At 64.1% G+C, this 20349-nt stretch carries 22 protein-coding genes; 8 read left to right on the top strand and 14 right to left on the bottom strand.

All coding sequences use genetic code 11. From position 1 onward, the window contains the following. Nucleotides 1-160 precede the first annotated feature (160 nt). The 4 genes from GKC30_RS09180 to GKC30_RS09165 form a co-directional block, all read right to left on the bottom strand. Nucleotides 161-1114: a proline dehydrogenase family protein gene (locus GKC30_RS09180; protein ID WP_155934329.1), complete on the bottom strand. Its 954-nt coding sequence runs from the start codon at nt 1112-1114 to the stop codon at nt 161-163. Nucleotides 1115-1187: 73 nt separating this feature from the next. Then, nucleotides 1188-2027 (bottom strand): AraC family transcriptional regulator, encoded by an 840-nt coding sequence (locus GKC30_RS09175; RefSeq protein WP_155934327.1) that lies wholly within the window; start codon nt 2025-2027, stop codon nt 1188-1190. An 89-nt stretch (nt 2028-2116) separates the two neighbouring features. After that, on the bottom strand, nt 2117-3082 hold the full coding sequence (locus GKC30_RS09170) for a universal stress protein (protein WP_155934325.1): 966 nt from the start codon (nt 3080-3082) through the stop codon (nt 2117-2119). Nucleotides 3083-3152: 70 nt separating this feature from the next. Further along, nucleotides 3153-3677 (bottom strand): PocR ligand-binding domain-containing protein, encoded by a 525-nt coding sequence (locus GKC30_RS09165; protein WP_155934323.1) that lies wholly within the window; start codon nt 3675-3677, stop codon nt 3153-3155. Nucleotides 3678-3852: 175 nt separating this feature from the next. Here GKC30_RS09165 and GKC30_RS09160 point away from each other — a divergent pair, with 175 nt between their 5' ends. The 4 genes from GKC30_RS09160 (at nt 3853) to sppA (ending at nt 7358) form a co-directional block, all read left to right on the top strand. Then, entirely contained in the window at nt 3853-4737 is an 885-nt protein-coding gene (locus tag GKC30_RS09160) for a YitT family protein (RefSeq protein ID WP_367614059.1), read from the top strand. After that, nucleotides 4738-5562, top strand: coding sequence for an SAM hydrolase/SAM-dependent halogenase family protein (locus GKC30_RS09155; protein WP_155934321.1), 825 nt, complete (start codon nt 4738-4740; stop codon nt 5560-5562). Continuing rightward, complete coding sequence (locus GKC30_RS09150) at nt 5563-6300, top strand: adenosylcobinamide-GDP ribazoletransferase (RefSeq protein ID WP_155934319.1); 738 nt, start codon at nt 5563-5565, stop codon at nt 6298-6300. Nucleotides 6301-6362: 62 nt separating this feature from the next. Continuing rightward, nucleotides 6363-7358: a signal peptide peptidase SppA gene (sppA, locus tag GKC30_RS09145; RefSeq protein ID WP_155934317.1), complete on the top strand. Its 996-nt coding sequence runs from the start codon at nt 6363-6365 to the stop codon at nt 7356-7358. Nucleotides 7359-7495: 137 nt separating this feature from the next. On the opposite strand, the gene GKC30_RS09140 is transcribed toward sppA, so the two are convergent. From GKC30_RS09140 to rfaD, 5 genes are read right to left on the bottom strand one after another with little or no spacing between them, the layout of a single operon-like run. Next, nucleotides 7496-7717 (bottom strand): hypothetical protein, encoded by a 222-nt coding sequence (locus tag GKC30_RS09140; protein ID WP_155934315.1) that lies wholly within the window; start codon nt 7715-7717, stop codon nt 7496-7498. 23 nt (nt 7718-7740) lie between these two features. Continuing rightward, nucleotides 7741-8874 (bottom strand): alanine racemase, encoded by a 1134-nt coding sequence (gene alr / locus GKC30_RS09135; RefSeq protein WP_155934313.1) that lies wholly within the window; start codon nt 8872-8874, stop codon nt 7741-7743. 3 nt (nt 8875-8877) lie between these two features. Further along, a complete protein-coding gene (gene mutL, locus GKC30_RS09130) occupies nt 8878-10764 on the bottom strand; it encodes a DNA mismatch repair endonuclease MutL (protein WP_155934311.1) in 1887 nt (628 codons plus the stop codon). Next, complete coding sequence (locus GKC30_RS09125) at nt 10764-13160, bottom strand: LPS-assembly protein LptD (protein WP_367614058.1); 2397 nt, start codon at nt 13158-13160, stop codon at nt 10764-10766. The genes mutL and GKC30_RS09125 overlap by 1 nt, the downstream gene beginning before the upstream one ends. Nucleotides 13161-13166: 6 nt before the next feature. Further along, nucleotides 13167-14147 (bottom strand): ADP-glyceromanno-heptose 6-epimerase, encoded by a 981-nt coding sequence (rfaD, locus tag GKC30_RS09120; RefSeq protein ID WP_155934309.1) that lies wholly within the window; start codon nt 14145-14147, stop codon nt 13167-13169. A gap of 240 nt (nt 14148-14387) precedes the next feature. Between rfaD and GKC30_RS09115 the strand changes: the two genes are divergently transcribed. The 4 genes from GKC30_RS09115 (at nt 14388) to GKC30_RS09100 (ending at nt 16814) form a co-directional block, all read left to right on the top strand. Then, nucleotides 14388-15440: an OmpA family protein gene (locus GKC30_RS09115; protein ID WP_155934307.1), complete on the top strand. Its 1053-nt coding sequence runs from the start codon at nt 14388-14390 to the stop codon at nt 15438-15440. A gap of 78 nt (nt 15441-15518) precedes the next feature. Continuing rightward, the gene (locus GKC30_RS09110; protein WP_155934305.1) at nt 15519-16064 is read left to right on the top strand and encodes a hypothetical protein; all 546 of its coding nucleotides are present in this window, start codon (nt 15519-15521) and stop codon (nt 16062-16064) included. A gap of 73 nt (nt 16065-16137) precedes the next feature. Continuing rightward, the gene (locus GKC30_RS09105) at nt 16138-16353 is read left to right on the top strand and encodes a YwbE family protein (RefSeq protein ID WP_155934303.1); all 216 of its coding nucleotides are present in this window, start codon (nt 16138-16140) and stop codon (nt 16351-16353) included. A gap of 5 nt (nt 16354-16358) precedes the next feature. Then, nucleotides 16359-16814, top strand: coding sequence for a YaiI/YqxD family protein (locus GKC30_RS09100; RefSeq protein WP_155934301.1), 456 nt, complete (start codon nt 16359-16361; stop codon nt 16812-16814). Nucleotides 16815-16959: 145 nt separating this feature from the next. Here the strand turns inward: GKC30_RS09100 and GKC30_RS09095 are convergent, their stop codons facing one another. The 5 genes from GKC30_RS09095 to GKC30_RS09075 all read right to left on the bottom strand — a co-directional run bounded on the left by GKC30_RS09095 (nt 16960) and on the right by GKC30_RS09075 (nt 20257). Further along, a complete protein-coding gene (locus GKC30_RS09095; RefSeq protein WP_155934299.1) occupies nt 16960-18162 on the bottom strand; it encodes an FprA family A-type flavoprotein in 1203 nt (400 codons plus the stop codon). Nucleotides 18163-18259: 97 nt separating this feature from the next. Continuing rightward, nucleotides 18260-18421 (bottom strand): rubredoxin, encoded by a 162-nt coding sequence (gene rd, locus GKC30_RS09090; RefSeq protein WP_155934297.1) that lies wholly within the window; start codon nt 18419-18421, stop codon nt 18260-18262. 128 nt (nt 18422-18549) lie between these two features. Further along, nucleotides 18550-18936: a desulfoferrodoxin gene (locus tag GKC30_RS09085; RefSeq protein ID WP_155934295.1), complete on the bottom strand. Its 387-nt coding sequence runs from the start codon at nt 18934-18936 to the stop codon at nt 18550-18552. 18 nt (nt 18937-18954) lie between these two features. Beyond that, nucleotides 18955-19527: a rubrerythrin gene (gene rbr / locus GKC30_RS09080; protein ID WP_155934293.1), complete on the bottom strand. Its 573-nt coding sequence runs from the start codon at nt 19525-19527 to the stop codon at nt 18955-18957. 331 nt (nt 19528-19858) lie between these two features. Further along, nucleotides 19859-20257, bottom strand: coding sequence for a Fur family transcriptional regulator (locus tag GKC30_RS09075; RefSeq protein ID WP_155934291.1), 399 nt, complete (start codon nt 20255-20257; stop codon nt 19859-19861). Between the last annotated feature and the right edge of the window lie 92 nt (nt 20258-20349).

Below are 20349 nucleotides of genomic sequence, written 5' to 3'. Positions count from 1 at the left end.
GCCTCTTCGGGACATTTTCCTGCCAAGTCCCCGCAGAACGGGAGCTTCCCCTATTGCTCCCGGCAGAGGAGTGTGATGAAGCTTGCGCATGAGCCCGGCAATCCCCGCCGGGTCTTCCCCGGAAAGGCCCTGATCACCGCCACAGGGCCTTTCTCCTTTTTTATCCGGCCAGTCCGTCGAGCATGGAGCGCAGGACGAACCAGGCATTGGCCGGACGCTCGCCCACCCGGCGGATGGCATAGGGAAACCAGCTTTCGCCAAAGGGCAGATAGAGCCGCACGGCGACCCCCTGGTCCACGAGTTGGCGTTGATAGACGGGCCGCACCCCCAGCAACATCTCCACCTCCCACTGGTCCGGACGCCAGTCGTGCCGGGCTGCCAGGGTAGCACCGTGCGCCACCATCCGGTGATCATGGGTGCCCAGTACGGGATAGACCCCGCGCTCCCGCGCCCGGGCCGAAAAGAGCTGCTCCAGCCCGTCCCGATAACTCTTATCGCGGGCAGCGCGGCCGGTGGCGGCCACTTCCGGCCCCTCGGCGAAAGCGCCCTTGACCAGCCGGACCATGGCCCCGTCCTCCACCAGCCGGTCCAGGTCCTCGCGGCTCCGGTGCAGGGACGACTGAATAGTCACGGCCACTGGTAATCCCTTGGCCCGCAGTTCGTGATACAGACCGAAGGTGCGTTCGGTAACGGACGAATCCTCCATGTCGAGCATGACCACGGACCGGCCTGCACCGCCAAGCCCGGCCACGGACTGCGCCAGGGCGGTCACGTTCTCGCGGCAGACCTCCCAGGAGAGCATGGCCCCCACCTGGGTCGGGTCCACGGACAGGTGCAGATCGAGTCCCGCGTCCGCCAACTTCGGAGCCATGGCCTCCAACTCGGCCGCGTTACGCCGGATCAGCTCCGGGTCGCGCACGTATTCCCCGAGATAGAAGAGTGAGGCGGTCATGCCGCCTGCCTTCAATTCCATGGCGCGCCCCACGGCAGCATCTGCGTCACCACCGCCGACGAACATGCGCGAGAACCTGCCCATGCACGCAGCGCCTTGCACCCACGCCGCGACCCGCTCGCTCCTGGCCAGCCCGATCATCGCCTTTTGCCACAGTCTCATGATCCCTCCTTGATTGAAGGGTCGGTGTAGCCCGTTGCGCGTCGGCTGTATGGAAGGAAATTGCGGCGGCTGGTCAGTCCTGGGAGCCGGACTGGTACTGGCGCGGCGTGGCCCCGGTAAATTGCCGGAAGACCCGGCTGAAATGGCTCTGGTCCGCAAAGCCGACCTCGGCCGCCACCTGGCTGATGGGCTCTCCCCTGGCCAGCAGCGTCCTGGCCCGGGCCACGCGCAACTGGTTCTGATAGGCGTGGGGCGGCAGCCCTGTCTCGCGGCTGAAGAGGCGCAGCAGGTGATACCGGCTGACTCCGGCAAGAATCGAGAGATCGTCAAGGCCGACCCGCTCGTCGAGATGCGCGGCCAGATGCCCGTGCACCAGCTCCACGGCCTCCGGCACCCGGACGCAGGGGCAGGGGCCGCCCAGGCGACCGTGGCGTGTCAGCAGATCAGCCAGCCCCTGCATGAGCAGAGACTGTTTTTCCAGCGCCCCGGCATTGACCGCCACCGCGACATGCAGCCTGCGCCAGAGCTGGAAGAGGTCGGCATCGTCGATGACCGGCGAGGCAAACCTGGGGCGTGCCTCGGAATCCACGCGGCCAAGGACCTCGGCGGCCGCCTCGTCCACCAGTCCGGGGTCCACGTAAAACATGCGGTAGGCCATGACCGCGCCGGGGTCCGGGTTGCAGGCATGCACCGCGCCCGGTCCGATGACCACCATCTGTCCCCTGGCCGCCGCATGGCTCGTCTCGCCCAGGAGAAACGTGGTCCGCCCGGCATCGATCAGGCCGATGGACCATGCGTCGTGGACATGAGGGCGAAAGGCGTCCTCATTGTAGCGGGATGCGCGGACCTCGACCCCGGGCAGGTCCGGGTCGCGCCAGAAGCGCACATGCGTGTTGGCCGGATTCCTGCCCATGAGACTCTCCTTGAGGGCCGAAGCGTCCCCGGATTCGCGAGGGTTTGAACCTTTTGAAGCAACGACGCAGATCGCCGTTTTTCAACAGCCTAGAAACACACCCACAGGGCCGCGCCCGAGAGGTCGGCGAACACGGTACGGGCCACGGAGCCGACAAAGAGGCGGTCCCACAGACCCCGGCCCGCGCCCGAGCTGCCGATGGCCACGGCCGCGTAGCGTCCCGCCTCGTACTCGGCCTCAATGTGCCGGGCAGGATTCGCACCCTTGCGCACAACGGTGGCGATGCGCTCCCGAGGCATGCCCGCCTCAGCCAGCAGGGCCAATGCCCGATCCATGACCGCGTGGGCCTCGGGCGCATCCTCCCCGCCGGGGCTGACGTGGAACACAGTCACCGTATGGCCCGGCTCCCGTGCGAGCATGAAGCCCACATGGTCGGTGATGCGCTCCGACGGTGGCGAGCCGTCCACGCACAGGAGCACGTTGCGCCGGTCAGGCTCGGGCAGGCGGCATATCCACAGGGGAAAGCTGATGGCGTGGGACAGCCCTTCGAGCAGATGGCGCGACAGGGACTTGTCCATGATCTCGCCAAGGCCCAGTTGCGCCCGGCGGCCCAGGACCACGGCGTCGTAGCGCCCCCGTGCGGCCTCGCGGATCAGGTCGTGCCCCTTGCTCTTCTGGGGAGCGACCACGCGCTCGTGGATACGTTCGGGGTCAAACCCGGCCGCGGCCAGGACATGCTTGACATCCCCCACCAGCTTGCGCCCCTTGCCGTGCCCCGCGACCGCCCGGGTCTCCAGGGCTTCCACGGTCTTGTAGGAGGTTTCCTCGGCCCAGACCGCGGCCTGGCCTGCGGGAATGTGAAAGAGGGTCAGATCAAGATTCGCCTTGGCGGAGAAGAAATGCGTGACGAACTCAATACCCGCCCCGGCCTTGGAATGCGCGGAAAGGGCGATGAGCAGGTGCCGGTCGAGGTTGTCGCGACCCGGCTCCCTGCCCGAGGGGGTCAGCCCCGGATCAATGACGGGTCTGGATCCATCGCTGTTCTCATGGCGCATGAAAACCTCCTTTTGTGTCTGCCCGACGGGCCTTGTGCCAGGAATCCAGGCCCGGGCTGGCCGGCTTGGGCTATTTGGCCACCAGCTCGGCCACCTTTGCCTCAATGAAGTCGATGATCTCACGCACCCGCTCCGCAGAAACGGACGTGACGGTCCCGGCCAGTCTTCCCACGGTCTCGGCGTCCATCCCTGATGACATCTCGACCATGTACTCGTCCACCTCGCCCTCCTCGGGCACCAGTCCACAGCCGCCCACCGCACCCAGCAGCTCGCCGTCCCTGATCACCGGCACGCTGACGCGCACCAGCCCGGCGTCACATTCCTCCACGAATGCGGCCCGGCCCTCCCGCATCAGGTGCACGAACATCTGGCCTGCGGGCTTGCAGATGGCACCAAGGGCCTGCTCGTTCTCGCGGATGGCCCGGCACAGTTCGTTGCCCCAGGCGGTTCCGGCCAGCCGGACGCCGTCCTGGTCCACGACATCGGCGTTGAAATGAAAGCGGTCGTTGAGTTCCTGTTGCAGTTTTTCCCATTCTTCCTTGGGCTGCATGTCTATCAGGCGCATGGAGAGATTCCTTGTCTTCAGTGTTCGCATGAGTGTTCCGCAACGATGTTCCCTGGCCTGCAATGCCTTTTAGGGAAACATTTTGGGAGTACCTGCATTGTCCAACATGCGCAAGCGTCAGCAAGCCGGCATCGGGGCGGGAGCCGGGTTCGCGGGATGCAAGTTGAGGTTTCCAGTGCGGCCAAAACCGGATACAAGGCACGGGATGACGATGCAACAAACCGACCTCAACGAACGACTTCGCGCCATGACCTTCGGTGTGCCCTGGAACCTGATGATGCTGACCTTCGGGTCTTTCCTCATCGCCTTTTCGGTCAAGGCCGTGGCCGTGCCCCACGGCCTGCTTACCGGAGGCATGTCGGGCATTGCGCTGTTGTGCTACTATGTGTTCGGGGGGCTGACCACGGGCCAGTGGTACCTGCTGCTCAACCTGCCGGTCTTCGTCCTGGGCTGGATATTCGTCAGCAGACGGTTCTTCTTCTACAGCCTCTACGGCATGTTCGCCACCTCGGCCTTCATCGACATCATCCCCTACTCCCTGCCCATCGAGGACATCTGGCTGGCCGTGCTCACGGGCGGCGGCATCATGGGCGCGGGGGTGGGCGTGGCCCTGCGCTCCCTGGGGTCCACGGGCGGGGCAGACATCCTGGCCGTCATCTGCAAGGAGAAGTTCAACCTCTCCATGGGCAGCTTCGAGTTCTGGTTCAATCTTGTGGGCTTCCTGGCGGGCTTCGCCTTCCTCGACATGCACATCGTCCTCTATTCCATCGCCATGACCTTTGTCATCGCCCTGGCCATCGAATATGTCATGGGCATGTTCAGCGAGCGCAAGATGGTCATCATCATCACTGACAAGCCCGACGAGGTGCGCCAGGCAATCCTCGGCCCGCTGGACCGCGGCGTGACCATGCTCGACGGCCGCGGCGGCTGGTCCGGCGAACCCAAGCAGGTCATCCTGACCATGGTTTCCTCCATCCAGCTCAAGCGGTTGGAGGAGCTGGTCTACTCCATCGACCCCGACGCCTTCACCATCATGGGCTCGGGCTTCCACGTCCTCGGGCGCGGATTCTCCACGAGAAAGGTCTACTAGATGTTCCCGATCAGGAAGAAGGAGACCGCGCCGCCGCGCACCATCGGACTGATCACCGACTTCGGGCTGGCCGATCCCTATGTGGGCCAGATGCGCGCCGTGCTGGCCCGCAAGGCTCCTGGCTGCCTCGTGGTGGACATCACCCACGACGTGGCCCCCTTCAACGTGGCCCAGGCCGCCTTCTTCCTGGCCGCAAGCTACGAGCATTTTCCGGCCGAAGCCGTGATCCTGGCCGTGGTCGATCCAGGGGTGGGCACGGACAGGGGCATCGTCGCCCTGGACATCGACGGACGCCTGCTTCTGGCCCCGGACAACGGCCTGCTGGCCCTGGCGCTGAAAAACGCCTGGGCCGAGCACATCCGCGCCTTTGACCTGAGCGTGGCCACGGATGCGCCAAGCCGCGTCTCCCACACCTTCCACGGCCGCGACGTGTTCTCCCCCCTGGCCGCATGGCTGGCCTTGGGCGGCAACCCCGGCGAGCTGGGCCGCGAGATCGACCCCCAAGCCCTCGTCAGTCTACCCTGGAGCCACCCGGACATCCGACCCGGCCTGGCGCAGGGACATGTCCTGCATATCGACCGCTTCGGCAACTGCGTCCTCAACCTGGAGGCCGGGAGCATCGGCACCCCGACCGGCCTGCGGCTGACCATGCCCGCCGGGGGCGAGCTGGTCTACGCCCGCACCTACGGCGACATGCCCGAGGGCGCTCCCGGACTGCTCGAAGGGAGCCAGGGCTTTCTGGAGCTGGCCGTGAACCAGCGCTCGGCAGCCAAGCGTTTCGGCCTGTCCATGGGCGACGCCGTGGAGCTGGCCTGGGAGGCGTGAATGGGCGTTCCACGCACCTTTTTCTCCACCCTCGGCTTCCTGACCCGGCTGGGTCCGTCCCGGGTCATGACCGATCAGGAGATGGGCCGGTGCATGGCCCATCTGCCCCTTGTCGGGGCCGTCCTCGGCGCGGTGGCTGTCCTGCCCTTTGCCCTGGGCCTGCTCTCCCACTCGCCCTGGATCCAGGCGTGGCTCGTTGTCGGCCTAAGCCTCTTCCTGACACGCGGTCTGCACTTTGACGGGCTGGCCGATGTCTGCGACGCCGTGACCACCCATGCCGACCCGGACCGCTTCTGGACCGTGATCAAGGACAGCCGGGCCGGGGCCTTCGGCGTCATGGGGCTGGTCATGGCCCTGGGGGGGCAGGTCATCCTGTTTCGCGAGATGTTCGCGGCCGGGGCCTTCGGCACCGCAGCATGGGCATTCATCCTGGGCCGCGCCTCGGCCGTCTGCCTGGGCGGATCGGTGCGCCGCCTGACCCGTCCGGGCCTGGGCAAGCTCTTCATCGACGGCGCGACCCCGAAGACGGCCCTGGCCGCCACGGTCCTGACCATCGGCGCAGGCGTGTTCCTGGCCGGGCCAATGGTCGCGGTCGGAGCCGCAACCATCGCGGGACTGACCCTCATCCCCCTGTTCAAGCTGGCCCGCCACGTCAAAGGGGCTAACGGAGACTTCCTGGGCTGCGCCGTGATCCTGGGCGAACTGTCCGCCGGGCTCGGCTTTGCGCTCCTGGGCTGAGCATGGGGACGCTTGTGGAGACCGGAGCATCATTCACCGCACCCGACACCAATGGAGGCATCATGCGACGCACCTCTTCCCCCGCTGTCCCGGCCCTGCTCGCGGCCCTGGCCCTATTCCTGGTCCTGCCGGGATGTGCACCCAAGCTGAAGATATTCGCGGCACCGACCACCGACCCCCTCAAGGAATTCGTCCTTGAAGGCAGCGCCGCCGACAAGCTGGCCCTCGTCCATCTGACAGGCTTTCTGACCGTGCAGCCGCGCCAGGGCGTGCTCCGCGCCACCCCGAGCCAGGTGCAGGAGCTGGTCAGCGCCCTGGCCCTGGCCGAGGCCGACCCCCAGGTCCGGGCAGTGGTCCTGGCCATCGACTCTCCGGGCGGAACCGCCACGACCTCGGACATCCTCTATCACGAGATCGCGGGCTTCAGGGAGCGCACGGGCAAGGCCGTGGTGGCGGCCATGCTGGACGTGGCCGCCTCGGGCGGTTACTACGCGGCCCTGCCCGCAGACTGGATACTGGCCCACCCCACCACCATCACCGGATCGGTGGGCGTGGTCTTCATGCGCCCCAAGCTGCACGGGCTCCTGGACAAGATCGGGGTGGACGTGGAGGTCTCCAAGTCCGGCGCGGACAAGGACATGGGCTCGCCCTTCCGGCCCACCAGCCCGGAAGAAGCCGCCCTGTTCCAGGCCATCATCGACGACTATGCCGACCGCTTCCTCTCCCTGGTGGCCAGACACCGCAGCCTGACCGACCGGAACATGGAGCTGGCGCGCACTGCCCGGATCTTCACGGCCCGCCAGGCCCTGGACGCAGGGCTCATCGACGAAGTGGGCTACATCCAGGACGCCTTTGCCAAGGCCCGCGCCCTGGCCGGTCTGCCCGAAGGCGCACGGGTCGTCACCTACCGGCGCGACACCTATCCCAACGACAACCCCTACAACACCATGACCGCCGCCGACCCGGAATCCGCCTCCCTGCTGGGACTGGACGCGGGCTTCATCATGCCGCCCAGGGCAGGGTTCCACTATGTCTGGCCCCAGGGCATGACCCGCTGATTCCGACAGACTGTTGAAAGGGCGTCGTCCACGGTCAGCCATCAGGCCAAAATGAACCGGGACCGGCGCACCAAGGCGTGCCGGTCCCGACACCGCGCCCCGCCAGGGCGGCGGGGTTCGCGCTGCGCGTCAGGCCATCAATGCCCGCGCATGCACTCCATGAGGTACACCGAGACCTCCACGCGGACGATGCCGTTTTCCTCGACGACCCGGACGTTGTTCTCGGGGATCAGGGCCATGTCGTCGGCCACGTTCATCCATTTACGGGCGAGCCAGTCTGCGCTGACGCCCTCGGCTTCCATCTCGTTCAGGGAGTGGCTCTCGGCCACGGTCCATTCGTCGTCCTGCACTGCGGGCATGTCGCTCTCCTTGCTTCAGTCGATTATGCGGCGTGGCTGCGCGGGTTCATCCCGAGCAGACAAAAAACTTCGTAGGGAATGGTGTCCCACCAGTCGGCCAGCTCCTCGGGCGCGATGGTTCCGGGGCCGGGGCCGCCCAGCAGCCAGGCCCGGTCGCCGGGTCGGACTCCAGGTCCCTCTTCGCCCACCAGACGGCTTACGTCAACCACGGTCATCTGCATGCACACGCGGCCGAGAATGGGCACCCGGTGCCCCTTGATGTTCATGAAACCCCGGTTGGACAGACTCCGGCTGTAGTTATCCGCATAACCCACGCCAACGACGGCCACCTCCCGGTCGCGGCCGGTCACATAGGTCCAGCCGTAGCTGACCCCCTCGCCCCGGGCCAGGGTATGGACATGGAGCACCGGGGCCGAAACCTGCATGGTCTGGGCAAGCCCCTCCCCTTTTTCCTCCCAGGCAGTGCCGTAAAAGGGATTGGCCCCGTACATGGCGATGCCAAGGCGCATGCTGTCCATACGGCAGCCTGCGTGGGCCATGCCCCCGGCCGAATTGGCGATATTGGCCTCCACCCTGTGCCCGGCCCGGGCCAGCACATCGATCACGTCCTGGAAACGGGCGGCCTGGACGGCAACCTGCGCCTCCCGGTCCGGCATATCGGCCGAGGCCAGATGGGTGCTGGCCATGACCGGCACCAGTGCGGGGTTGGCGGCCAGAGCGTCGAGCAACTGGGGCAGCGCCTCGGGCCGGAACCCTAGGCGGCGCATGCCGGTATCGAATTTGAGGCACACGGCCAGCCGTCCACGGGTGCGGGCAGCCTCGGCCACCCGGGCGAGCTGGTCCGCATTGGCAATGGCGGCCAGGATGTCGTGCTCCCACAGGGCGACCGTGTCTTCGTCGTCCACGGGACCGAGCAACGCCAGGATGCGCCCGACCCAGCCGGAGCGCCGTAGCGCGACCGCCTCGTTGACAAAGCCCACGGCCAGGGTGGCGATGCCCTCTCCCTGAAGCGCCCGGGCCACTTCGGCCAGCCCGTGGCCGTAGGCGTCGGACTTGATCACCGGGATGATGGTGGGGCACACCCCCTGAAAACGCCGGACATTGGCCAACAGGTTGGCGAGGGAGATTTCAACCCGGACCTTGTTGTAATCGATCATCGTCTATTTCCGCTTAAAGAGTTTTTCCAGTTCCCCCGGATTCCACGACACCGTGATGGGCCTGCCGTGGGGGCAGTAGTCGCGCTCCGGGGTGCGCAGCCAGACCTCGAGCAGGGCCAGGGCCTCGTCCGTGGCCAGAGGCTGCCCGGCCTTGATGGCGGTCTTGCAGGCCATCATGGTCCACAGATCGTCGATGGTCCTGGCCCGGGAGGCCAACGCGGCAGCGAGGTACTCCCTGGCGCGGCCCGTGTCCAAGGTGGGCGGCACGCCGCGCACAACGAGGGTATCGCCTTCGCGCTCAAGGAGAAAACCCATGGTGCGCAGTCCCTCGCCCAATTCGTCGAGCGACTCGGCCTCGCTGGGGTGCAGGGGCAGAGTCAGGGGCAGGGCCAGGGGCTGGGAATCTCCCCGGGTCCGCTCCCTACGCATGGCCGCCAGCAGCACGCGCTCGTGGGCCGCGTGCTGATCCACCAGCACCAGCGAGGCGCCGCTTCGCAACACCAGATAGGTGTCGGCCACCTGCCCGAGATAGATGAAGTCGGTTCCGGCCAGGGGGGCGGCCCGCGATCCGTCGCGCAGGCCGAAGCCGCCGCCGGTCCCGGTGGCAAATCCGGATTCGGGCTCCTCGCCGGTTCCGCCCGGCTCCCGCTCTCCGTCGGAACCGGGTCCGAAATCCAGTGTTCCCGGGCGGCTGGTCATGGCCGCGTAGTCGCGGTAGGAGGAGAATTTCGCCCCGCCCTCGCGAAACGAGGCGTGCTTAGGGGTGCCGACAGTCTCGCGGCCAGTGCCGTCAAAACCGCCCTCCCCGGCGAAACGGCTGCCCGGCGCACTGAAGTCATGCGAGGCTTCCCGCGCCTGTGCCCCACCCGATTCCCCGGCGCGGGCAGGCTCGTTCATTGCCGAAAGGGCCTGGACAACGCCGCCCCGGATAACCGAAAAGACCCGGCTCTCCTCGGTGAAACGCACTTCGAGCTTTGCCGGATGAACATTGACATCCACCTCTTCCCTCGGCAGGTCGAGAAACAAGACCAGCTGGGGGTATTCCCGGGAGAGGAGCATCCCCTTGTAGGCCTGACGCACCGCGCCGAGCATGAGCTTGTCCTGCACCGGACGGCCGTTGACATACAGCAGGATGCGGTCGGCCCGGCTCTGGGCGGCCGAAGGCGCACCGGCCACCCCGCTGGCCCGGTAGCCCAGCCGCTCGAAATCAAAGGGGGCCAGGGCGTCGCACACCGCCGGAGGCCAGAAGGTGCGCAGCCGGGCGGCCAGGACCTGATCCGGCGGCAGGCGGAACACCTCGCGGCCGTTCATGGTCAGGGAAAAACCGCAGCCCGGATGGGCCAGACTGATACGCATGAGCGTATCCTGGCAGCGCTTGTTTTCGGTGGTCTCGGCCTTGAGGAATTTGAGACGGGCCGGGGTGTTGGCGAAGAGCTCGCGCACCTCGACACGGGTGCCCGCAGCCAGGGAGGCAGGCCCCTGCCCGGCCACCTCGCCCCCGCGCACCTCGATAAAGACGGCCTCGGCCGCGCCCTGGGCCCGCGAGGTCATGACGAAGCGCGAGACCGAGGCGATGCTGGGCAGGGCTTCGCCCCTGAACCCGAAGGACCCGATGGCCGAAAGGTCGTCAAAGGTGCGCAATTTGCTGGTGGCGTGACGGGTGACAGCCAGCCCGAGCTGGTCGGCCGGAACGCCGCGGCCGTTGTCCTGAACCACGATCAGCCCCCGGCCGCCGCGCTCCAGGGTCACGTCCACACGCGTGGCCCCGGCGTCGAGGCTGTTCTCCACCAGCTCCTTGACCACGCTGGCGGGCCGCTCCACCACCTCGCCCGCCGCGATCTGGTTCTTCAGCCCCGGAGGGAGGACGCGTATATCTTCGGTGTGTTGCATCAAAAATTAAAGAGGTCGAAGCCGATCTCGAAACGGGTGTCGCCCGATTTCTGGCTGACAGACATATACAGGGTGTAGCACTCGGCGGCCCAGGACAGGGCCAGGGTGCGCTCAAGGTCGCGCCTGCTGTTGAAGTCGTGACGGTACTTGGTGATCAAGGTCAGATCGTTGCTGATCTCCCATTTTGCCCCCAGGGCAAGGATGGACATGGTCTTCTCGCGGTAGCGCTTGTACTCGTCGATACTGGTCAGATAGTCGTAGCCCACTGTGAACTCGCCAAGTCCGCTCTTGTGGAGGCGCAGATAGTTTTCGTTTTGGGTCAGGCTTGCCTTGTAGGGCGAAAACCACGTCCGGCTGACCAGATCGATGAAGTTTTCCGGCCTGATGCGGATTTCGGCAAGGACATCCGAGAAGGGTCTGCGTTTGTAGGCAGCGAGCTGATCCGTGCGGGTGGCCTCGTTGCGGTCGTACGCCTGCTCAATGCGAAAGACCAGAAAATCGAGATAATCCGAGGCCACCGAGGTCCGAGGGCCATCACCGGAGCCGGGCGAGAGAACCACGCTTTCGCGTCGTCTGTCGAGCACGTTGGTCAGGGAGTAGACCACCTCGTTGCGCCCCTGAATTCGATCGTAACGGTCAAAGTAGGGCAGCTCGTCCTGGCCGGTGATGGTCGGGGTGTAGGCGTACTCGACCCGGGGCACGATGGAGTGCTTGAGCCGGGTCCAGCGGCTGGTGCCCGCCAGGGTCGGCTCGGCCAAAGGCGTCTCCGAGAGACTGAAGACCCGGGTCATCTCGCTGAAGGCGGTGAACCCGGCCCCCCAGGTGGCTCGCGACTGAAAACCCTTCTTGGTGGCGTTGGTGTCGATGTACCGGGTGCGGCCGCCGTCGTCCACCACGGCCTGGTCGCCGTAGCTCTGGTGGCGGGTCAGGTCATAGGTGGTGACATCGCCGGACACGGAAGGGATGAAAGTGACATAGTCGGTCTGAAGCGGCAGCTTCAGCTCCGGGGTCAGGCGCACCCGGTGGCCCGAGTGCCCCTTGTTGCGGGTGAAGAAGTCGTACTTGGCGTTGCCCGAGACCTCAAGGGGCGTGCCCGGCACCTGCTGCTGGAAGGCGAAGAGATTCAGCTCGGGCAGGGTCTGGACCGTGGTGTTGTCGGCCTCCCGGCCATTGCCGTTCATGAATTCGAGATTTTCCACATAGGTCAGGGAGCCCGTGGCCCCGAATCGGTCCCAGCTGCGGCTTGCGTAGGCCACGCTGGTGCGCAGGGTGCTGTCCTTGTTGTCGATGTCGCGGCCAAAGGCTTCAAGGAACTCGGCCCGGGTCCGGTCGAATCCGTTGGGCCCGTTCTGAAAGTCGCGCAGATAGTTCTGGTCCGAGACCAGATCAATGTCGAGCTTGACCTTGAGTTCGGGACTGCCGAGCCAGCCGTCGTATTTGCTGCGCACCCACCAACGGCTCCGGTTGGGCCGGGCGAGCCCGTCGCCCCGGTAGTCCTTCCACTCGTCGGCCTCTGTCTCGGCGCGGCGGTTGTCCTTGAGGGCGTCCACCATCCAAAGGCCCCTGGTGCCCGCGTCTTCGGTATGGCGCAGCTCAACCCCCTGCATGTAGCCGCGCCGACTCATGTAGTTCTGATAGAAGGTCGCATCCGCCTCGTCACTGATAACCCAGTAATAGGGCAGGTTGACCTGCATGCCGAGCTTCTTGCTTGACGAGACCGCGGGCGGCAGAAAACCCGACTGGCGATCCCCGCGGCCGGGCAGTGCCATGTAGGGCCAGTAGAAGACCGGCACATCGCGGATGCGGAAGGCGGAGCGGTAGAGCTTGACCCGGCCGTCGAGCACCACCTCTCCCTCTTCGCTGGTCACGGACCAGGCGGGCTTTTCGCCGTCGCAGGCCGTGACCTTGGCGTTCTGGAAGGAGTATGAGCCGCCCGAGTTCTTGGCCACCCGCTCGGCCTCGACATAGACATGGGGCTTGGCCATGAACAGACGGCCGTTCTTGAGCCAGCCGGTCATGGTGTTGAGGTCGAACTCGCCCTCGTCGGCCTGGAGAAAATCGCCGCCCCACTGAGCGCGCAAGTTGCCCTTGAGAAAAACCCAGCCCGTTCGCTGGTAGTAGCGGGCGAAGTCAGCCCGCAACTGGTTGTCGCCCATGGCCAGGGTGCAGTTGCCAAAGGCCTCCATGTACTCGCTGGTGTGGTCCCCCACCACCCGGTCGGCCGAAAAGGTCCACTCGTCCAGCTCTGGCGTACGCACCGGGGTGTCGGGCACATACTGCCTGACCCGGTCAAGCTGGGCGTTCTTGCCCATCAGCGTCCAGGGCAGGCACAGGATGACGGCGACCGCAAGGCAGCCGGTCAAACCCATGTGCTTGGCGAAACGTCTCAAAAACACCTCAATCTAGCGCGACGAAAGATACGGGTTGTCCGTGTCAAGATAGTTGCGCACATAGTCGGCCGCGCCATCCTCAAGGGAGGTCAGGGTCACGTCGCATCCTGCGGCGGCCAGCTTGTCCATCTTCGCCTCGGTGAAATACTGGTACTTGTCGCGGATGGCCTCGGGCATGGGGATGTACTCGATGACCGGCTCCCGGTCCATGGCCGCGAACACGGCCGCAGCCAGATCATTCCAGGTCCGGGCCGTACCCGTGCCGATGTTGAAGACGCCGTTCTTGTCGGGATGTTCCAGGAACCAGGCCATGATGTCCACGCAGTCCTTGATGTAGACAAAGTCGCGCATCTGTCCGCCGTGGGGGTACTGCTCGCGATGGGATTTGAAAAGCTTGAGCCGCCCGGTTTCCAGTATCTGCCGATGGGCCTTGCAGAGAACGCTGCGCATGTCCTGCTTGTGGTATTCGTTTGGCCCGTAGACATTGAAGAACTTAAGGCTGACGATGCGGTCCAGCATACCGCCCTTTTGGGCCCACAGGTCGAAGAGCTGCTTGGAGTAGCCGTACATGTTCAGGGGGCGCAGCCTGTCCATGCCCGCATGGTCGTCGTCGAATCCCCATTCCCCGTTGCCGTAGGTGGCGGCGCTGGAGGCGTTGATGAACCTGGCGTCGTGGTTGAGGCAATGCCGGCAGACGTACTGGGTGTAGCGGTAGTTGTTCTCCATGAGAAAGTCCGCGTCGCGCTCGGTGGTGGCCGAGCAGGCGCCCATGTGGATCACTGCCCGGGTGTCGAAGGGGTCGTCCCCCTCCAGCACGAACTTGAGGAACTGGTCGCGGTGCAGATAGTCTTCGTAGCGCAATCCGACGAGATTGTTCCATTTATCGCTCGTGGACAAATTATCCACCACCAGAATGTCGTCGATGCCGAGCTGGTTGAGCTTCCAGACCATGGCGCTGCCGATGAACCCTGCGCCGCCGGTGACTATGTACATGCGATCTCCTTGTCTGCGCTGAACAACCCGCCCGAACTGGCGGTAAACGCTTCTTTATACTGATTTCACGGGCCGGACGCAACCGCAACGGCCGGGCCGGAACCGATTGCGCCCGCATCTTTTTCCAAAGATTCTAACATCCACCCCTTGCACCGCACTTCCCCCTTGCGTATATTGCAATATCGGGATGCCCGTGCGCCGCAGCTGCCGCGCCACAAAAATTTCCAAAGGAGTGACATCATGAGAAAATCCAAGAGACTTTTACTCACCGCCCTTGCCGTCGTCATGACCATGTCCTTCGCTTTCGCGGCCACGGCCAGCGCCAAGATGGTCAAGAAAGTGGACAACTTCATCTTCTTCTCCGACCAGTCCGGCTCCATGGCGCAAAAGCACAAGGAACTGGGGGAACGCAAAATAGACATGGCCATCACGAACATGCAGGCCATGAACCAGGCCGTGCCAGCGCTGGACTACACCTCGGCCCTGTTCCTTTTCGCCCCCTTTGAGGGCAAATCCGGCCCCGGGGCCTACAACAAGGGAGCCATGGGAAACGCCATCACCTCCGTCGGCACCGACTTTGACATCTACGGCCGCCGCACCACCATGGGCAACGGCCTCATCGACCTCGACCCGGTCATCGCCGCCCTGCCCGGCAAGACCGCAGTGATCATGTTCACCGACGGCGACTCCAACCTGGGCGCCGATCCCGTGGCCCAGGCCCGCGGGCTCTACGCCAAGTACGGCAACAACCTGTGCATCCACATCGTCAGCTACGGGGACAACGCCCGTGGCCAGATGATCATCGACAACATCCGTGCCCTGTCCTCCTGCTCCGTGGTGACCGACTATGCCTCCCTGAGCAGCCCCGGCGGCATGAACGCCTATGTCAAGGACGTTTTCTACGCCGAGGTGGCCGATGCCCCGGCCCCGGCTCCGGTCCCTGTCACTCCCATGGAGAAGGAGACCATCACCTTCAGCCTGCACTTTGGCTTTGACAAGTACCAGATCACCGACGAGATGATCCCGGTGCTCGAGCAGGCCAAGATGATCCTGGACGAGAACCCCTCGGCCTCCTACGAGATCGCCGGTCACACCGACTCCACCGGCCCCGAGGCATACAACCAGGGACTGTCCGAGCGCCGCGCCGGTTCGGTCAAGGACTGGATGGTGGCCAACGGCATCAGCGCCTCGCGCCTGGAAGCCAAGGGCTACGGCGAGCTGTCGCCCAAGTACGACAACTCCACCATCGAAGGCCGCAAGCTCAACCGCAGGGTTGAAATCCAGACCAAGTAAGGCTATGGTTCCTTCGGCCGGGCGGCAAAGCCGCCCGGCCGATACCCGGCCCCACGCAGGGCCAGAGAACAAGACGCCATGAATAAACACTTTCTTCTCTCCGTCCTGACCGTTTGGCTGTGCCTGGGGCTGCTCGCCCCCTGCGCCCTCGCCCCCTGCGCCCTCGCCACGGAAGCCTCCGGCGAGACGCTCGAAGTCGTGGAAACCCAGTCCGTGAGCGTGGCCCTGGCCGTTCCCGCCGCCACCGCGGACCCGGCGAACCTCCCAGCCTATCTTGACGAGGCTCTCATTCAAAAACACGCCGACTTCACCAGCTTCGCCAAGTCCAAGATCCGCTCCCTCAACCAGAATCACAACCTTTCCCGCAGCCGCATGAAGATCGAGCGCCAGCCCGACGGCTCCTACCGGGCCCGCTACCACGCCATTGACGACGGCTCGCTGGTCTGCAACGTGCGCCGCTCATCCTCAAACACCATCCCCTTTGTCGGAGTGCTCTTCTACAAAGAAAAAGTTTTCGAGGCTGTTGCCAGCTCACCAGACGCATGCCGCGTTGCCGAGTTTATCCCCGTGGCGGTCATTCCCAACCGCCACATATTCAGCTTCAAACAGGGCTCCTGGCAATAGCCGCACCATTGCATCATGCGCCAAGGCGGGCCTTGCGCCCGCTTTTTTGCGTTCCACACAGGCCGGAGGAGCCATGAGCGGCACCACGCGCAAAGACATCGCCCCCGGCATGACCGTGGAGATAGTCCTCAAGAAGGACCAGCGCTCCGGCACACTCACCCGGGGCGTCGTGGCCGCGCTGCTGACCAAGTCCCCCGTCCACCCCCACGGCATCAAAGTGCGCCTGACCGACGGCCAGGTGGGCCGGGTCAAACGCATCGTGCCCGCCAACCCCGGTCACGCGGTCTGATCCCCATGCACATCTGGGTCGATGCCGACGCCTGTCCCGTGGTCATCAAGGAAGTGCTCTTCAAAACCGCCCTGCGCCGCGAGGTGCGGCTGACCCTGGTGGCCAACACCCACCTTGCCGTGCCCGCCTCCCCCCTCATCGACACCCTCCGCGTGGGCAACGGCTTCAACGAGGCGGACGACGAGATCGCCCGCCTGGCCGAAGCAGGCGACCTGGTGGTGACCGCCGACATCCCCCTGGCCGACCGCATTGTGGACAAGGGAGCCACGGGTCTCAACCCCAGGGGCGAGCTCTACACCCCGGACAACGTCAAGGGACTGCTGCGCATGCGCAATCTCATGGAAGAGCTGCGCAGCGCGGGCATGGCACCGGGCGGCCCCCCGCCCATCGGCCCGCGCCACAAGCAGGACTTCACCAACCAGCTCGACAAGTTCCTGACACGCAGCGAGAAGCTGAGCTGACAGAATGGCTGCGGCGGCCAGGGCGCTGCCCTGGACCCGCCAGGGGCCTAAGGCACCTGGACCCCAGGCGAGCCTGCGGCGCTTGAATCCGCAAGAGAAGAAGCCCGGTTCGGGGAACCGGGCTTCTTGGGTTTCGGAGCGGGTATTATTTCAGCTTGGCCTTGATGGCGGCGGCTATGGCCTTGCCCTGTTCGTAGCACTGGGCATAGGTGTCATGGGTGGGCACATGCTTGACCTTGACCGGGTCCACCAGCTCCATGCCCATGTCCTCGATCCACTGGGTCAGGATCTTGGTGCACTCGCCGGACCAGCCGAACGAACCGATGGCCGAACCGATCTTGTTTTGTGGCCGCAGCCCCTTCATGTAGGTAAGCATGTCGGCCATGAGCGGCAGGATGCCGTTATTGTGCGTGGGCGAACCGAAGACCACGGCCGCGGCGTCGAACACCTCGGTCATGACCTCGGAGTGGTGGTTCTCCTTCATGGACATGATACGCACGGACACGCCTGCGTCGGCCAGACCGCTGGCCACGGCCCCGGCCATCTTCTCGGTGGAGTGCCACATGGTGTCATAGACGATCACCGCCCGGTTCTTCGGTTTCTGCTCGGCGAACTCAATGTACTTGGCTATGGCCCAAGGCACGTCGTCCCCGCGCAGCATCAGCCCGTGGTCCGGGCAGATCATGTCGATCTCAAGATTCATCTCGGCCAGAGCGGACAGGGTCTTGAGCACCACAGGCGAATACGGCAGCACGATGTTGGCGTAGTACGCCTTCATCAGTTCTTCCAGGGTATGGCGGTCCACCTCGTCGGCCCAGCGCTCGCTGGTGGCCCAGTTCTGGCCGAAGGCGTCGTTGCAATAGAGAATCCGGTCCTCGGGACAATAGGTCAGCATGGAGTCGGGCCAATGGAGCATACGCGCCTCAATGAACTTCAGGGTGCGCTTGCCCAGACTGATTGAGCTGCCGGTGGGCACCACCTCGACCGGCCAATCCTTGTAGTGAAAGTGGGCGGCCATGGCCTTCTGGCCCATTGGCGAGGTGTAAATCTTCTCTGGCCGGTACTTTTCCACAGCCAGGGCAAGGCAGCCCGCGTGGTCCGGCTCCAGATGGTTGATGACGAAATAGTCGATCTTCCTGTCCGTACCCAGCACCTGGGCCAGATTGCATTGCAGGGCGCCCCAGAACTCCTCGGCCACGGTGTCCACCAGCGTCACCTTGTCGTCGAGGATCAGGAAGTTGTTGTAGGTGGTACCCATGGGCGACTTGGAGTAACCGTGAAAATTCCGACGGTTCCAGTCCACTATGCCGACCCAGTGGACACCTTCTTTCATCTGTACAGGTCTCATGTCTCACTCCGCATTGAACGGTCGATCAACCGTCATGTCAAAAAGAAGCGCGGACCAGAGTGTGCGCGCTTCCAGCCGGAAAACCGGCAATAGGGGCCTAGTCCTCAGGGACGAAATTCTCCTTGGTCGCTCCGCAGATGGGACAGGTCCAGTCGTCCGGCAGATCGTCGAAGCTGGTGCCGGCCGGGATGTCGCTGTCAGGATCGCCCTGGGCGGGGTCGTAAACATAGCCGCAAATTTCGCACACGTATTTCTGCATGAACGGGTCTCCTTTTTTCCTTACTCTCGCAGCACTGGCCGGGGCTGTCAACGTGCGCCCACCTCTCCCGAACCGGGAACCGGGGACGGGTCAACGCCCGTCCCCGGAACAAGTCGTACTCCGTCCGCCTACTTGGCGGCCCAGAGGCCATGGATGTTGCAGTACTCGCGGACCTTTACCTCGCCAGCGAGCCCGCAGACGCAGAATTCCGCCTCCGGGGCCTCGCCGGGCTTGAGCAGCTTGGTCAGCACGGTGTCGCCCACCATGACCTCGATCCACTCGATGTAGTGCTTCTCCTCCATGGGATGGGCCACGGAGCCGACCTTGACCGTGATCTTGTCGCCATCCCGGGTCCAGACCGGAACATGCTTCTCGGTCGAGGCGTCAACCGTGTTTTCCGTCATCAGATTCATGTTCTCCCCGCAACAGACAAGGTCGCCGCCGCCTTCGTGGATGGCCATGACAATGTTGCCGCAGACGTTACACTTGTAAACTTCACCGAGTTTGATGCCCATGTGACAACTCCTTTGGTTTTACCAGTTGGTATCCTTGATTTCAAAATGGGCCTGGGGATGGTCGCAGGCCGGGCAACGGTCCGGGGCGGTCGCGCCCGTATGGTTGTATCCACAGTTCTGACAGCGCCAGACGATCTCGCTGTCCTTGGAAAAAACACGGTTGCGCTCAATGTTGGAGATAAGCGCCTTGTAGCGCTCCTCATGGTATTTTTCCGCAATGGCGATGTGCTCCATGGCCGCAGCGATGGCAGGAAAACCCTCTTCGCGAGCGATCTTTGCAAACTCGGGGTACATCTCGGTGTACTCGTGGTTTTCGCCTGCGGCAGCCTCCTTGAGATTTTCCAGGGTGCTTCCGATAACCCCGGCCGGATACGATGCGGTTATCTCCACCTCGCCGCCCTCAAGGAATTTGAACAGCCGTTTGGCATGCTCCTTCTCGTGGTTGGCCGTTTCCTCAAATATCTTGGATATCTGCACATATCCTTCGCTCTTGGCCTTGCTGGCGAAGTAGGTGTAACGGTTGCGGGCCTGCGACTCGCCGGAAAAGGCGATGAGCAGATTCTTCTCGGTGCGGGTTCCTTTCAGCGACATGCTATCCTCCTAGTCTTTCATGCTTATTGATCAGGTAAGTCTGCCGTTTAGCCAATACATAGCACATGAGGGCGCAATGTGCACCGCCAAGAGGCGAATTTTTTACATTCTCCACAACGCCCCGCGATCATGGCCTTGCGGTGCACCGCTCTTGTTGATAATAATTACTACATACAAACTCGCAACCTGTCAACCCATCGTTGCGCATTTCCAGAAAAAATCACTCGGGAACAGAAAAGCCGAGCCGCTCACAGCGTCCCGGCTTTCACTCGCCATGGCACAAGGCCGTCATCAAACGCGGCAGACAACCGCCGCCCCGGACCCATCCTGCTTACTGGCGGGTGGCCCGGCACTCGGGGCAGATGCCCACGAATTCCACGTTGGTATTCAGGATTTCGAACCCGGCAGCGCATTCATCAGGAATCACGGGTATGGCGATGTCGCACTCCACATCCACCACCCGGGTGCAGATCTCGCACCGTAGATGCGGATGCGGCTGGGCCATGCCGTCAAAGCGTTTTTGCGCACCCGGTGCGCCAAGCTTCATGGCCAACCCCTTGCTGCACAAAAACTCAAGATTTCGATACACGGTGCCAAGGCTCACACGGGGAATGATCTTGCGGACCATGTCGTACACCTCGTCCGCCGTGGGGTGCGTCTTCACCTTCCTGAGTTCCTCAAGAATCACCTTGCGCTGCTTGGACAACCGAAAACCCATATTCGCCGTCATGGGAAACCTCCCTTTCGATCATAATAATGATTACTATTCGATCACAGCCCTTTTGTCAAGCGGGGGATAGTCCCGGCACAATGGCCGGGGTT

It is taken from the genome of Pseudodesulfovibrio alkaliphilus, from assembly GCF_009729555.1.
Classification (GTDB): Bacteria; Desulfobacterota; Desulfovibrionia; order Desulfovibrionales; family Desulfovibrionaceae; genus Pseudodesulfovibrio; species Pseudodesulfovibrio alkaliphilus.
The sequence above is the reverse complement of the archived record's forward strand: the minus strand, read 5'-3'. Positions and strand labels throughout refer to the sequence as shown.